General features: G+C 69.7%; 14 protein-coding genes. 4 read left to right on the forward strand and 10 right to left on the reverse strand.

All coding sequences use genetic code 11. From position 1 onward, the window contains the following. Positions 1-12: 12 nt before the first annotated feature. On the forward strand, positions 13-1,704 hold the full coding sequence (locus MFF40_RS13935; protein ID WP_238260918.1) for an aminotransferase class III-fold pyridoxal phosphate-dependent enzyme: 1,692 nt from the start codon (positions 13-15) through the stop codon (positions 1,702-1,704). A gap of 171 nt (positions 1,705-1,875) precedes the next feature. Here MFF40_RS13935 and MFF40_RS13940 read toward each other — a convergent pair whose 3' ends face one another. After that, positions 1,876-2,487, reverse strand: coding sequence for a hypothetical protein (locus MFF40_RS13940; RefSeq protein WP_147899058.1), 612 nt, complete (start codon positions 2,485-2,487; stop codon positions 1,876-1,878). A 50-nt stretch (positions 2,488-2,537) separates the two neighbouring features. After that, positions 2,538-3,224, reverse strand: a complete 687-nt coding sequence (locus tag MFF40_RS13945; RefSeq protein ID WP_147855540.1) for a class I SAM-dependent methyltransferase — start codon at positions 3,222-3,224, stop codon at positions 2,538-2,540. A gap of 704 nt (positions 3,225-3,928) precedes the next feature. Here MFF40_RS13945 and MFF40_RS13950 point away from each other — a divergent pair. Both MFF40_RS13950 and MFF40_RS13955 read left to right on the forward strand, forming a co-directional pair. After that, complete coding sequence (locus MFF40_RS13950; protein ID WP_187277776.1) at positions 3,929-4,711, forward strand: lytic murein transglycosylase; 783 nt, start codon at positions 3,929-3,931, stop codon at positions 4,709-4,711. Positions 4,712-4,947: 236 nt separating this feature from the next. Beyond that, entirely contained in the window at positions 4,948-6,021 is a 1,074-nt protein-coding gene (locus MFF40_RS13955) for a tlde1 domain-containing protein (RefSeq protein ID WP_147855538.1), read from the forward strand. Positions 6,022-6,081: 60 nt separating this feature from the next. On the opposite strand, the gene MFF40_RS13960 is transcribed toward MFF40_RS13955, so the two are convergent. The 4 genes from MFF40_RS13960 to MFF40_RS13975 form a co-directional block, all read right to left on the reverse strand. Next, on the reverse strand, positions 6,082-6,333 hold the full coding sequence (locus MFF40_RS13960) for a hypothetical protein (RefSeq protein WP_147855537.1): 252 nt from the start codon (positions 6,331-6,333) through the stop codon (positions 6,082-6,084). A 294-nt stretch (positions 6,334-6,627) separates the two neighbouring features. Next, on the reverse strand, positions 6,628-7,362 hold the full coding sequence (locus MFF40_RS13965) for a DUF3750 domain-containing protein (protein ID WP_147899062.1): 735 nt from the start codon (positions 7,360-7,362) through the stop codon (positions 6,628-6,630). A 101-nt stretch (positions 7,363-7,463) separates the two neighbouring features. Next, entirely contained in the window at positions 7,464-8,264 is an 801-nt protein-coding gene (gene mdcB / locus MFF40_RS13970) for a triphosphoribosyl-dephospho-CoA synthase MdcB (protein WP_308447706.1), read from the reverse strand. 286 nt (positions 8,265-8,550) lie between these two features. Continuing rightward, positions 8,551-9,393 (reverse strand): glycosyltransferase family 2 protein, encoded by an 843-nt coding sequence (locus tag MFF40_RS13975; RefSeq protein ID WP_238260920.1) that lies wholly within the window; start codon positions 9,391-9,393, stop codon positions 8,551-8,553. An 82-nt stretch (positions 9,394-9,475) separates the two neighbouring features. On the opposite strand from MFF40_RS13975, the gene MFF40_RS13980 reads away from it, so the two are divergent. Beyond that, entirely contained in the window at positions 9,476-10,801 is a 1,326-nt protein-coding gene (locus MFF40_RS13980) for a class I SAM-dependent methyltransferase (RefSeq protein ID WP_238260922.1), read from the forward strand. 88 nt (positions 10,802-10,889) lie between these two features. Here the strand turns inward: MFF40_RS13980 and MFF40_RS13985 are convergent, their stop codons facing one another. The 4 genes from MFF40_RS13985 to MFF40_RS14000 all read right to left on the reverse strand — a co-directional run bounded on the left by MFF40_RS13985 (position 10,890) and on the right by MFF40_RS14000 (position 14,498). Continuing rightward, a complete protein-coding gene (locus MFF40_RS13985) occupies positions 10,890-11,843 on the reverse strand; it encodes an aliphatic sulfonate ABC transporter substrate-binding protein (RefSeq protein WP_238260924.1) in 954 nt (317 codons plus the stop codon). Positions 11,844-11,887: 44 nt separating this feature from the next. Continuing rightward, positions 11,888-12,670, reverse strand: coding sequence for an ABC transporter ATP-binding protein (locus MFF40_RS13990; RefSeq protein ID WP_238260973.1), 783 nt, complete (start codon positions 12,668-12,670; stop codon positions 11,888-11,890). Between the two features lie 62 nt (positions 12,671-12,732). Beyond that, complete coding sequence (locus tag MFF40_RS13995) at positions 12,733-13,521, reverse strand: ABC transporter permease (RefSeq protein WP_147856994.1); 789 nt, start codon at positions 13,519-13,521, stop codon at positions 12,733-12,735. Continuing rightward, complete coding sequence (locus MFF40_RS14000; protein ID WP_147856993.1) at positions 13,518-14,498, reverse strand: aliphatic sulfonate ABC transporter substrate-binding protein; 981 nt, start codon at positions 14,496-14,498, stop codon at positions 13,518-13,520. The genes MFF40_RS13995 and MFF40_RS14000 overlap by 4 nt, the downstream gene beginning before the upstream one ends. Positions 14,499-14,600: the final 102 nt, after the last annotated feature.

Below are 14,600 nucleotides of genomic sequence, written 5' to 3' on the forward strand. Positions count from 1 at the left end.
CGGCGGGGGGCGATGTCCGCACTCCTCGCCACCCTGTCCGCCACCGCCGCAGCCGCTTTGGTCGCCCTGCCGAAGGCCGCGCAGCGCCTTCAGCTGTCCCGGGCCAAGCATCCATCCCTCACCGGCCACGCCCGGATGGCCCGGCGCGTGGCCGGGCTGATCCCGCACTACGCCTACTCGGAGCGCGCGTTCTTCCGCTCCGACGATCCGGACGAGACGGTGGCGCTGCGGCGGGAGAACGGCTTCTCGCGGCTCTCCGAACTCTACCGCGCGCGGTTCGCCCGCACCCGGGCCGAGACCGACGCGGTCCGCGACGGCCTCTCCGACCTGCAATTCACCGGGCTGTACCGGGTGCCGTTCCAGTATGCCGGCCAGGTGCGCGCGCATCTCGGGGCCGGGGCCTTCGCGGCGGCCTCCGGCGGCGTCACCGTCACGGATCTCGACGGCAACGTCTTCTACGACCTGGCCGGGTCCTACGGGGTCAACCTGCTCGGCGTGGATGTCTACCGGGCCTGCCTGGATGAAGGTGCCGCGAAGGTCGCCGCCCTCGGGCCGGTGCTCGGGCCGCTGCACCCGGTGGTCACCGGCAACGTCGCGCGGCTCAAGGCGCTCTCGGGCCTGGACGAAGTCTCGTTCCACATGTCCGGGACCGAGGCGGTGATGCAGGCGGCGCGGCTGGCCCGCTACCACACCGGACGGCGCCGGATCGTGCGCTTCTGCGGCGCCTATCACGGCTGGTGGGGTGAGGTGCAGCCGGGCATCGGCAACCCGGTGCCGACCCGCGACACGCTCACCCTGGCCGACATGTCGGACCGGACGCTGCGGGTGCTCTCCAGCCGCCGGGACGTGGCCTGCGTGCTGGTCAACCCGCTCCAGGCCATGCATCCGAATGCCGGCGCGCCGTCCGATTCCGCGCTGGTCGACAGTGCCCGCAAGGCCGCCTTCGACCGCGAGGCCTACACGCAGTGGCTCGCGGCTTTGCGCGCGGTCTGCACGGCCAACGGCATCGTGCTGATCTTCGACGAGGTGTTCCTCGGATTCCGCCTCGCGCGCGGCGGCGCGCAGGAGTATTTTGGCGTGCGCGCCGACATGGTGACCTACGGCAAGACCCTGGGCGGCGGCCTGCCGGTGGGCGTGCTGTGCGGGCGGGCCGACCTGATGCGGCGCTTCCGGGACGACCGTCCGGTGGACATCTGCTTCGCCCGCGGGACGTTCAACGCGCATCCCTACGTGATGGGCGCCATGAGCGCGTTCCTCGATCGCCTGGAGACGCCGGAGGTCGCAGCCCTCTACCGAGACCTCGACGCGACCTGGGACGCCCGGGCCGCGCGGCTCAACGCGCTGCTGGCCGTGGCCGAGTTGCCGGTGCGGGTCGCCAACATGTCCACGGTCTGGACGGTCCTCTACACGCGGCCGTCGCGCTACAACTGGATGCTGCAATTCTACCTGCGTGCCGAGGGGCTGGCCCTGTCCTGGGTCGGGACCGGCCGGATGATCTTCAGCCTCGCCTACGACGACGCGGCGTTCGAGACGGTCGCCGCCCGGTTCGTGGCGGCGGCGAACGCCATGCGGGCGGATGGCTGGTGGGACGGTGGCGCCACGACCGACAAGGCGATCCGCAAGGCGATCCTGCGGGAGGTCGCGGCGATCCGACTGGGCAAACTCGGCGCTCGTCTCGGCCTCCGGGCACCGGACCAGGCCTGATCGGGTTTCCAAAGGGCCTCCGGCCCTTTGGCAGGGTTCGGGGCGTGCAGCCCCGAGTTTGCAGGGCTCTGCCCTGCACCCGCAAAAGGTCCAGGACCTTTTGAAACCTGGACTTTGCCCGGCATCACCGAGGCGGGGAGAGCCCCCCGGCTCGGCGAGGCCGGGTAACGATCAGGCTCCGCGCTCGTGCGGCTCGTGCTCCTCGACCATCTCACCCTGCAGCAGGGCCAGCGGCGCCTTGTGGTAGAGCTTGATGTCGTGGAACGGGTCCGTGAGGATCTTGGTCGCCCAGACCAGACCGGTCTGTACGTCCCGCACGAAGAACAGCTGGACGGTGCGGAACAGCAGGCCGGCCATCGCGAGCCACAGCCAGATCCAGCCGACGTTGCGGATCAGGTCGGTGGTCGTCTGGTGCGGCGAGATCAGTCCGAACAGGCTCGGATCGAAGTAGAGCGGCAGCGGCGACAGCGCCCAGATCGCCAGCAGTACGATCTTGCGCTGCAGGTTGTAGCCGACCTTGATCTCTTCCTTGTGTTCGTGCGTCGCGTGGTTGACGTGGTCGTAGCCCTTCGGCTCGAAGAACAGGTGTCCCGCCTGCCGGCTCGTCATCGCCAGGAGCCAGCCGATCAGCGCCGCCGTCGCGGGATCCTTGAAGGCCACCGCGTAGGCCACCAGAAAGCTCACGGCGCTGACCACGTGCAGGCTCTGGTTGATCCGGTTGTGGTGATAATATCGGTGGTCGTCCCAGCGCTGGACGCGCAGGGTCTCAAGAAAGCTCGCCATGCCGTGCTTCTCCGATCGAGGGTGGGGGGCGGGTCAGAAGGCTCGCGCGGTCAGGCGTCGCGCTTGCGCAGGCGGATGAGGGAGAAATGGCCGAGCGGCGGCAGGGCCCGGCGCTCCACGACCTCCACCGGTGCCGTCGCGGCCCAGGCGGCGTAGCGCTCCCAGGAGAACTCGGTCCGCCATCCCAGGCGGCTCGTGATCGGCATCAGCGTGTGCTCGATCAGGCGCCGCAGGCCGCCCTCGGCCCCGATCCGGGTGGTGATGACGATCTCGCCGCCGGGACGGAGCACCCGGGCGAACTCGTCCAGGGCCGCCTCCGGGTTCGGCACCGCGGTCACGACGTACTGGGCCACGACCACGTCGAAGGACGCGTCCGCGAAATCGAGGTGCTCGGCGTCCATCACGGCGAGGCGCTCGACGTTGCGCAGGGCCAGCCGGGCGACGCGGCTGCGCGCCTTCTCCAGCATCGGCGCCGAGATATCGATCCCGACGATGCTGGCGGCCCGCCGATAGGCCGGCAGTGACAGGCCGGTGCCGACGCCGACTTCGAGGACACGCCCGCCGATCCGCTCGGCGGCGGCCGCCGCCAGGGTCCGGCCCTGGGCGAAGACCGGGCCGAACACCAGATCGTAGACCGGCGCCCAACGGCCATAGGCCTTGGCGACGCCGTCGCGATCGAGGTCGGGACCGAGCGTCGCCGCCCGCGGTGAACCGGTGCCGTGCGTTCCGAGGGCCATGAGGGTCCTGTCTCTCGCTGTCTGTCGGGCTGAGGCACCCGGCCGCCGGCCGCGCCGCGGGCCGATGGATCCGGGGTTCGGGGAAGGGCGGGCTCAGGCCCGGATCGGGACCGTGAGCGGTTCGAGCCGGCCGCTGGCGGCACTGTCTCGGGCGGGGGGCGGACGATCCGCCGATGACATCACGGACATCGCGAGGGCCCGGCGATCAGGCGGGACGGCGGCGCGGAAGGCGCAACATCAAGCGGAACGTCATCGGCCCCACACCGTATCCCCGCGGCGATCTTTCCGCCGGCAAAGCTATGATTGTCGTTTGACGATGTTGTGACATCACAAAAGGTTCTTTTACGGATATGCACTTCGCTGGCAAAGCATTCACGCCGCACCAAAACCGGACGACATCGGGGATCGTCTTGCGGCGCGGCCTTACCGGATGGATGCGTCGCTTTGGAAACGGCGTCGCCGACGCCGCGACCGACGGAAGCCACCGTCTTCGATGGCCGTGCGGCGGCGTTCACGATGATGGCAAATGGCCGTCCGGACGCCTCAGCGCGCGTGCGCGCATCGGCTATGGTCCGAATACAACACGGCCGGCGGACGGCGTGGCCGACATCATCTCGCCCTGTTATCGACGAGATGTTCCACGGTATCGGTTGAGAAACGTGGCGCGATCTCGCGCCGAAGGAGTGTTGGGCGTGATCGAACAAATGCGGCGTATGACCCTTGCAGTGGCGGCGCTCGCCGGGCTCGCCGGCGCGGCCGGACAGGCGGAGGCCGCGCAGTGCGGCAACACGGCGGCCGGGTTCGAGACCTGGAAGCGGGAATTCGCCCAGGAGGCGCGCGGCAAGGCCAGCGCGGCGAGCCTGGCGGCGCTGGAGACCACCAGCTACTCGACGGCGACGATCTCGGCCGACAGGGGCCAGCGCAGCTTCAAGCTGTCGCTCGAGCAGTTCCTGGCCAAGCGCGGCGGCCCGACCATCGTGTCGAAGGGCCGCCAGCTCAAGCGGACCCATGCCGCGCTGTTCGATTCGATCGAGCAGCGCTACGGCGTCCCCCCGGGTCCGCTCCTGGCGATCTGGGGCATGGAGACCGGCTTCGGGGCGGTCCGCGGCAACGTCAACACGCTCTCTGCGGTGGCCACGCTGGCCTATGATTGCCGCCGCTCCGAATACTTCACGGATCAGCTCTACGCGGCCCTGACCCTGGTCGACCGGGGCCTGCTGTCGTCGAGCACCCGCGGCGCGGCCCACGGCGAGGTCGGCCACACGCAGTTCCTGCCCAAGAACGTGCTGACCTACGGGACCGGCGACCTGAACAACGTCGGCGCCGCCCTGTCGTCCACCGCGAACTTCCTGAAGGCGCATGGCTGGCGCCCGGGTGCCGGCTACCAGCCCGGCGAGCCGAACTTCGTGGCGCTCCAGGGCTGGAACGCGGCGACCGTCTACGAGCGGGCGATCGCGCAGCTGGGCAAGCAGATCGACAACGATTGAAGCTTGGCTGTTAGCGAATACTGTTCGGGCCGATCGGGTTGAAGCGGTATTGGCCCGAAAATGGTCCCGATCGATCCTGAATCGACCACGCAGCTGCCGCAGAAAAGCCGGCCCGGTCCCGCTGTTTCGTCCAGGCGGGGCCGGCCGGCCCATCGAGACCCGTCGACGGTTCCAAAGGACCGCGGTGGCGATGATCCGGCAGGCGCCCGCTCCGCGACGAGAGCATTGGCGCCCGCATGGCTATCGACTCCGTGCCGCTCGGCGGCCCCACCACCCGGATGGCACGCCGCTCCTGTGCGGGCCCGCTGGCGGTCCTGACCGCCGCGGTCGCGCTGGCAGCCCTCGGGACGGGGCTTCAGCCGCCCGTTCAACGCGGCGACGACCTGTCGGCCGTTCCCGACCGCCAGAGCATGGCCGTCGAGTCGGCTCAGGATACCGTGCCGCTCGCGGCGGAAGCGCCCGCCGACGAGGCCTGGCGCGACGCCACCGGTGGTCCCCTGTCGCGCTGGGCGTGGTCCGGTATCGAGCCCTCCGCAGCCCCGTCGATTCCGGACCCCGTGCCGGAGACCCAGGTTACGGAGCCCCCGCGTGCGGCGATGACCGTTCCGCTCCCGGTGCCGCGGCCACCCGAATTCCGGTCCGCGCGCGGACCCGATCTCGGCCGCAGGGCCGAGCGGCGCGTGGCCCGCCGCGAGTTGCCGCCGCTTCCCGTGCAGCCCCGCGAGGACGACCGCTCGTTCCTGGAGAAACTGTTCGGCGTCGAGCGCGCGCCGGCCCTGGCTTACGCGGCCCTCGAGAGCCGGCCCGCCGACCTCGTGCCGCAGCGGCGCATCTCTCCGCCGCTCGCCCCCGCCGACGCACGCCCCACGGCAGGGACCGCGATCTACAACATCGCGGCGCGCATCGTGACCTTGCCGAACGGCGAGAAGCTCGAGGCGCATTCCGGCCTCGGGGAAGGTCTCGACGAGCCGCGGATGGTCAACGTGCGGATGCGCGGCCCGACGCCGCCCGGCACCTACGATCTGAAGGAGCGGGAGCAGCTGTTCCACGGCGTACGGGCGATCCGGCTCACGCCGGTGGGCGGCAACGAAGCCGTGTACGGCCGCGTCGGGCTGCTCGCCCATACCTTCATGCTGGGACCGCGGGGTGATTCGAACGGCTGCGTCTCGTTCCGCGACTACGAGCGGTTCCTGCAGGCCTACCTGCGGGGCGAGGTTCAACGCCTCGTGGTCGTGGCCGGCACGCAGGATCCGCTGCCGAGCCTGGCCGCAAGCCCGGCCCGCACCCAGATGGCCCGGAACGGGAACTGATCTGCCTCGGTCGGGCGGTGGCTCCCGCCTCCGCGCGTCAGGCGAAGGGCTCCGTTTCCATCACCGGGACTCGGCCTGAATAAGCGCCTCCACCGATTGAAGGAAGCTGCGTCGGGCCTCGGGCTTCGCGTCCTTGAGGTACGCAGCGATCAGCGCGAGCAGGTAGGCGGTCCCCGCGTCGGCGGCGCCCTGAGCGACGGCCGCATCCTGCCCGCCCCCGAAAAAGACCGAGATCGGCAGGTCCAACGCGTCCGAGATTCGGGCGAGCCGCTCGCTGGGTTCGGTGCGGGTCTCGTCTGAGTCCCTCGTCATGAACGCCTCTCCGACGCCGGCCGCTCGACAGGCTGGCATACAATATTTCAACTTCAGTATTCCCCTTTAGGGACATGTCGCCTCGGTCGACATGATGAAGCAAGGTGCAAAATCGAAGATGGCGCTTAAAAATGACCCATCGCGCCGAATCGATCGGTGTACTTATACCGATTTGGTTCGATTGCACTAAGCCCGACCCGGCCGATGCTGTGCGTCGGCACGACGATGCGGTGATACGGGCGTCCGAGATCCGCCCGCGCCTTCATGGCGGACAGGACTAGATCGAACGGCCGGTCAGATGCCGACGCGACCGATCGCCGGCAGCTTGATCCCCGGACGGCGCAGATCGATCCCGGCGACGCCGCCGAGCAGGTTCAGCTCAAGCCCTTCGACCCACGCCAGGGTGAGGCCGAAATACCCGCCGAGGTTGATCCGGATGCCGGTCCCGGACGGCGTCCACCCGATCCAGCGGCCGTCATAGGGAAAATCCTTGCCGATCGCCGTAGCGGGGAGGCTGGCCCGCATCTCGGGTACCGCCGCCATCACGGCCGCCACGAAGGTGTTCGAGTTCGGACCCGGCCAGACCACGTAATCTCCGGGGCGGGCGTAGCGGTACTCGGCCACGGCCTTGCGGATGCGCGGCAGCATCGCTTCCGCGTCGGACCCGTCCGCCGCGAACACGATCTCGGGCGGGTTGCCGAACCAGCGCCCGTCCGGGACGAAGCGGTCGATCCAGATCGGCTGGCCCCAGGCCGTGTAATCGAAGCGCCGGTAGCTGCGTTCGCCGGGACCCTTGATCACGATCCAGCTGTGGGTCGCCACGATTCCGCGCCAGCTCACGGTGCGGGCGGAGAAGATCCGCACGACGGCCCCGGGATGGGATTCGGCGGGCGGGAGCAGGCCGGCGCTGGACCGATCCGCGGAGCGCCAGTCGCCGCTCGCGCGCAGCCAATACAGCGTCGCCGAGACCGCGACCGGCACGAGGAAGACGAGGACGAGCGCGAGGAGCGCGAACCTGAGCAGGGACACGGGCTTGGCCGGGGCGTGACGGACGACGGGACACATGTAGGCACGGATCGGGCCCGTTCCCATGCGGCCGAACGGAGCGCGCCGGCCCGGCACGCGGGCCGTCACGCCAACCGGGGCAACGCGTCGAGGAAGAGCGTCGTAGCCAGGAGGTCGGCGCAACCGCCGGGGCTGAGTCGTGCCGCCACGAAGCTGCGATGGATCCTCACGGCGCGGTCACGCCAATCCGGGTCGGCGGTTCCCCCCGCGCCGAGGAAATCCGTCGCGGCAGCCTGCGCCCGGGCCAAGCCTTCGGCGCCGCCGCGGTGAAGCAGGTTGGTGTCGTCCAGGATCGCGAGGAGCGCGAAGAAACACTGGACCCGCGCAGCCTGGGGATCGTCCGGCGCATGGGCACGACCGAGGCGCAGGGCCGGCAGGCCCACGGCCCGGATGGTCGGGAAGCCGGCGGCGGCCTCCGCGCTGGCGCCCCCGACGCCGTAGCGGCGCGCGGCCCGACCGCCATGGCTGTCGGCGGAGGTCGGCGCCCCCGCGATGGCCCCGCCCCACAGCCGGCCCACGGCCTCGGCCCGGGCCTCGGCCGAGGCCGGGATATTCCCGCTCACACCGGCGCCGGCACAGATCAGCCCCAGGGAAAAGATCGCGCCGCGATGGGCGTTGACGCCGCCGGTCGCCTCCAGCATCGCCGCCTCGGCCCGCAAGCCGATCGCCCGCAGGTCGGCCATTCCGGCGCCTTCGCGGCCCGCCGACACGAGCGCGACGAAGAAGGGCCGGATCGCCGCCGCGCTCCGGCGCAGGGTGCCGGCGTCCATGTCGTGATGGCTGCCGGAATCGATCGGGCTCACGAGACCGGGCTTGGGCCACGTCTCCAGCTCATCGATCAGCGCCGCGTGCGCGAGATCCGCCACGCGCTCGGGCCAAGGTTCCGAAGCGTGCCGCTTGTCCTGAACGCACAGGTCAAAAATGCGGCTTCTCCAACGCGGATTCGATCGATCGTGATGCCGGGGCCGGCGCGACCTGCGGCCGATGCGGACGGCGGCGGGTCGGCATCGGTAAGCTGCTACGCACCGCCCGCGCGACGGTCAATCGAACCGCTGCCACGGACCCGTGCGTGCCGGCCTGCCGGGCCGTCGAAGCCGTCGATTCAACGCGCTCGATGACGCCGAACCGGCATCCACTTCGGCTGCGAGCGCTCTAAAACGATCCGACGAACCGGTCCGGCAAGTGCCAAAGATCAGGCGCCTGCGCCCAACTCTTGCGCTCGATTGCGTCGGCGAATATTCTCTTCGTCGTCTCGAAGAGATCTTCGCCGGCACGCAGCTGGATGCGTCGTCTCGTGAGTCCGGCGAGTTCGGTCTTGATGTGATCCCGAAACGCTGCCGGCGGAATGGCGTGGTGTGAATCCGGAATACCCACCGGCGCGGCGGCGTTGCGCTTCTTCTGGCGCTCGAACAAGATATCGTTGTCGCAATGGGCCAGATGAAACAAGAACAGATCGCCGAATTTCGGCCTATGGTCGTGGACGAGACAGTGAAAACCGATATGCCAGTCGGTGCGCTTGGAGATCAGCGTCGCCTTGCATAGGGACGAGATCGAGCGGATATATCCGCGTTGCAACGATACGGGGCGCTGAAGGTCGATCGGCGCTTCACCCTCGACATGGCGGACGTCGGCACCGAACAGATCGAGGACCGGCGGCACATCCCGAGACGCGATATATTCCGACAGTGATGATGCGACATCCGGATCGGCAACGACCAATTCGTCGGCATCGGTGAAGAGCACGCACTTGAAACCAATGAACAACGAGGCACAAAAATCGCGAATTGTGCTCACGCGCTGCCATTCGTCCAAGGGGGTTCTCGGCAACCGGATCCGGTTCGCATGAATCCCCATCGTCGAACCGTCATCGGAGCCGTGATCGAGAACGTAACAGTTCTCGGCCCCGACCTGCCGGTCGTAGTGCCTCAACCACAGCGGTAACATCGTACTTTCATTGTAGGCCATGGTGACCACGGCGAGCGGCCTTTTCTCCACCGGACGATTTCCTCCGCAACGAAATTTCGATCCTCCGCCGCCATCGTACGCGGCGGCACGCTAATGAGGAGCTAAGCTGAACATGGAGCGAGCGCCGCAACTGTTGCGATCTCTGAGCAAGGACGCGCGGATCATCGAGATCGGCCCCAGCTTCAATCCTCTTGCTCCGAAGCGCGACGGCTGGAACACGATCGTCGTCGACCACGCGTCGCGCGAGGACCTCCTCAAGAAATACCATGACCAGACGATCGACCGGATCGAGGAGGTCGACATCGTCTGGACCGGTGGCTCGCTGGCAGATGCGGTCCCGGGCGATCGGCACGGGACTTTCGACGCCTTCATCGCCAGCCATGTCATCGAGCACACGACCGACATCGTCACGTTTCTGAGAGCCGCGGAGACGCTGCTGAAGCCGGACGGCGTCGTGATCCTGGCCGTGCCGGACAAACGCAAGTGCTTCGACTTCTACCGCCCGCTCTCCGGCACGGCAGACGCGATCACGGCGTTCCTCGAGCGCCGGGACCGGCACACGCTGCGCACGCATATCGACTACGCCCTCAACATGGCGTTGAAGCCGGGCGGGGCCGGCGCTTGGGCCGCGGGCGATTTTCAGCTGGCCGAACCGGTCTGCCCGCTCACCGACGCCCCGCAATGGCATGCGGCCGCCCAGCGTCCCGATTACACCGACGCGCATGCCTGGGTGTTCGTGCCGTCGAGCTTCAGCCTGATGATCCTGGAATTGTCGCTGCTCGGCTATCTCGATCTTGCGGTCGAGGACATCCAGGAGCGGCATGCGACGGAGTTCTTCGTCTGGCTGCGCAAGGGCGCGTCGCGCCCCTCCGACGACGAGGCCCGCCGGCAACGCACGACCTTGATGCAGCGGGTGATCTTGGAACTGGCAGATCAGGCACGACAATTACCGGACGGGCCGCTGAGCGAGACGGCCGCGACCCTGCGCGACCAGCTCCTGCGCGCCGAATACCGAACGGCAGCGCTGAAGCGGGTGCTCGCGGCGGTGCAGGCCAGCACCGGTCGGTTCGGCCTGAAGCGCCGCCGGTTCAAGGACCTGATCGCGCTGGCCGGCCAGGACGTCCCGGCGAACGCCCTGGCTCCGATCCAGCACCAGATCCTGCTGAACGAGGCGACGAAGATCCTGCATCCGCGGAAAGCCTCCGACGATCCGGCGGGGGCCGACGAGGACGATCCGACGCTGGCCGACAACGCGGTCCTGGTCGTGCCGCTCGGCGCGGCGCAGTTCGCCGATCCGCTCCTGGCCGCCGAGCTCGCGCGGGAACGGCAGCGGTCGGCCGCCGTGCGGGTCGTGCTCGAGGCTGTGCTGAGTTCCCTGGGCTCCCGGTCCTGGGACAAGAAGCGGTTCAAGGCGATCATCGCCAAGTCCGCGCAGTAGACGCCCACCGAGGGCCCGGGCGCGGTGCGTCACGCGGTGCTGGCAGAGGAGTGCCGGAAGGTTCTCGGCGTCCACCGCGCCTGAGGCGTCAGCGCGCCGGCGGCTCCCAGATTGCGAGGGCGGACGCGTCCACCGGGCGGGGCAGGAGGCCTTCGGCCCGGAAGGCGTCGGCGATCTTCTGCTGCTCGGAGAGGCCGGCCCAGGTCACCGGCTCCACCCGGTAGCTGCGCCGCGCGTTCGCCCGCAGGATCACCTCCGGTTCGATCTTCCACAGGGGCGCCAGGCGCGCGGCCGCCTCGTCCGGCTGCGCCTTCACCCAGGCGCCGGTGTCGGCGAGTTGGCCGAACAGCGCGGCGAGCACCGGACCGTTGGCGGCCACGTAGGGGTCGGCCGCGAGGTAGTAGCGCTTGTACAGCGACAGCCCGGTGCCGTCGCGCAGGACCCGCGCGCCGGATTGCTGCCGGGCGGCGGACAGGAAGGGATCCCATGCGACCCAGGCCTCGACGCCGCCGCTGGTGAGCGCGGCCCGGCCGTCCGCCGGCGTCAGGTAGGCCGGGGTGATGTCCTTGAAGGTCATGCCGGCCTCGGCGAGGGCGGCGAGCAGCAGGTAATGGCTGCCGGCCCCCTTGGTGACCGCGACCCGCTTGCCGCGAAGGTCGGCCACCGTCTTGGCGGGGGAGGCTTCGGGCACCAGGATCGCCTGCGCATCCGGGGAGGGCGCTTCCTGGGCGATGTAGGTGATCCGGGCCCCGGCCGCCTGCGCGAAGATCGGCACGGTGTCGGCCACGTCGGCCGACACGTCGATCTGCCCGGCGTTCAGCGCCTCCATGATCGGAAGCCCGCTGGTGAATTCGTGCCAGGACAGCCCGGTCCCGAGCGGTGCGAGGGCCGTCTCCAGGTTGCCGTTCTGGCGCAGCAGCGCGATCAGCGTCGAGGAGCGCTGGTAGCCGATGCGCAGCGTCGTGGCCGCGCGGGCGGCGCCCAGAGGGGTGACGAGGGCGGCGGCAAGGCCGGCGATCAGGCTTCGGCGGGAGGCGGGCATCGGGTGATCCGGGGTGGGGGTTTGGAGGGAGCTTCGACGGGGACCTACCACCACGTCGCACGGGCCTCGGGGGCGAGCGGCTGATGGGTCGCGGCGGGCCGGAGGGAGCGGTCGAGGGCGGCCATCACCCGGCGCACCGCCCCCTCATGATGGGCCGCGACGGGGTCGCGCGGGCGGGCCAGCCCGATCTCGATGGTCTCGTCGAGGCGTCCCGGACGCGGGCGCATCACGACCACCCGGTCGGCCAACGTCACGGCCTCGCCGACATCGTGCGTCACGAGCAGGATCGTCGGCTTCGACTCGCCCCACAGGCTGAGGAGTTGATCGTGCAGGTCCCGGCGGGTGAAGGCGTCCAGCGCCGAGAACGGCTCGTCCAGGAGCAGCACGCGGGGATTGGTGACGAAGGCCCGGGCGATGGCCACCCGTTGCTGCTGGCCGCCGGAGAGGTCCCGCGGCCAGCGGCCGCCGGACTCGGCCAGACCGATCCGCTCCAGCGCCCGCGCGACCCGCTGTCTCCGCTCGGACCGGGCGAGCCCGGCGAGCCCGAAGCCGACATTGCCCGCGACATCCAGCCAGGGCAGGAGCCGTGCCTCTTGGAAGACGACGCCGACATGCGGGTGTGGCCCGCGGATCGTCCCGCCATCGACCTGCACGGTCCCACGGCTCGCCTGATCGAGGCCGGCGATCAGGCGCAGCAGGGTCGTCTTTCCGCAGCCCGAGCCGCCGATGAGCGCGATGATCTCGCCCTGTCGCACCGAAAGGTCGATTCCGGCGAGCGCCTGCGTGCCATCCGCATAGGTCTTCGAGAGATCGTCGACGATGAGCACGGGCGTGTCTTGCTTCAGCGGTTGCATCGAGGGATCGCGCGGACGGCGCATTGCCGCGCTCGTCACAGGCTTTCCCGCGCGGTGTCCTGCCAGCGCGTCAAGGGTCGCGTAAGCGCCAGCAACACCATGTCGGCCAGCTTCCCGGCCAGGGCGAAAGCAATGATCGCGGCGACGATCTGGTCCGGCTTGCTGAATTGCTGGCCATCGACCAGCAGGTAGCCGAGGCCCTCCGAGGCCCCCATCAGCTCGGCCGCTACAACGAACAGGAAGCCGAGGCCGAGCCCCGTGCGCAACCCGACCAGGGTCGCCGGCAGCACCGCCGGCAGCAGGATCCGCCGGGCCAGGGCAAGCCGCGACAACCGGAAGATGCGCCCGACCTCGATCAACTTTCGGTCCACCGAGGCGATGGCCCCCGAGACCCCGACATAGACCGGGAAGAAGACCCCGACGGCGATCAGCAGCACCTTCGGTGTCTCGAGGATGCCGAACCACAGGATGAAGAGCGGAACCCAGGCGAGCGACGGCACGGCCCGCAGGGCCTGGAGGCTTGGATCGACCAGCCAGCGCAGGGTCGGAAGCGTCGCGACCAGGCCACCCGCCAGGATCCCCGCGGCAGCGCCCCAGAGGAAGCCGAGCCCGACCCGGATCAGCGTCGCCTGGACGTGCATGAGCAGGTCGCCCGACGTCGCCAGGTCCAGCAAGGTCGCGCCGATCCGACTCGGTGGCGGCAGCAGGCGTCCGGAGACGAGGCCGCTATCGACCGCGATCTCCCAGCCGACCGCCAGGGCCAACGGCAGGACGAGCCCGAGACCGACGCGGCCGCCCTGCCGCCAGAGCGTCCCGGCCGTCAACGCGCCGCGACGGGGTTGAAGCCGGGATCGAGCAGGCCGTCCACCGCCGCCGCCACATCCGTGGCAGCGGGAATTACGCCGGCCTGTTGCAGGGCGAGGCCGGCGGCCTTGATCGATTCGGTCTGCGCCGGTCCGATCGTCGGCTGGGACAGGTCCGTGCGCGCGAGCTGCCGCGCGATCACCGGCTCGGGAAGCTTGGTCGCCGCGACCAGCGCCGCAGAAAGAGCCTGCGGATTCGCCAGCGCGTAGGCGCGCGCCTGCTCGTAGGCGGCGATCACCGTCCGGACCAGATCGGGATGGGCCTTGGCGAAGTCCTCGCGCACGTCGAGCAGGCCCCAGGTGTTGGCCGCCGGATCGCGGTGGAACAGGACGTCGCCGTTCTCGATCTCGGCGGCCGCCATCAGCGGATCGAGTCCGGCCCAGGCATCGACATCGCCGCGGTCGAGGGCCGTGCGGCCGTCCGGGTGCTGCAGCAGGACGAGCTTCGCGTCCTTCTCGGTGAGGCCCGCCCCCTGGAGCGCGCGGATGAGGAAGATGTGCGGATCGGTGCCCCGGGTGACGGCGACGCGCTTGCCCTTCAGGTCGGCGGGCTTGGTGATGCCGGTCTCATTGCGGGTGACCAACGCCGTCCATTCGGGACGCGAGAACGCGTAGACCGCCTTGATCGGATTGCCGTTGATCCGCGCGACGAGGGCAGCCGCGCCAGCGGCCGAGCCGATATCGATCGCGCCGGCATTCAGGAACTCCAGCGCCTTGTTCGAACCGAGCGACTGGACCCAGCGCACCCGGATGCCCTTCGGCTTGAGCGCTTCTTCCAGGAACCCCTTGTCCTTAAGGAGCAGGCCGACCGGATTGTAGGTCGCCCAGTCCAGCCGGATCTCCTTCGGGTCCTCGGCCCGGGCCGCAGGCGCGAACGGGACGGTCGCGGTGATCAGGGCCAGGCCGGCGGCCAGGAGGAAGCGGCGTGAGGAGCGCATGAGCGGAACCTAGTTCGGGCGAAGCTTGGGGAAGGCGTGCACGCACAGGTTCGCGGCGCGCGGCCCGGAACTCGGGAATCGCACGGCCGCGCGCCGCAGGAC

The sequence above is a fragment of the Methylobacterium mesophilicum genome, assembly GCF_022179445.1.
GTDB classification, from domain to species: Bacteria; Pseudomonadota; Alphaproteobacteria; order Rhizobiales; family Beijerinckiaceae; genus Methylobacterium; species Methylobacterium mesophilicum.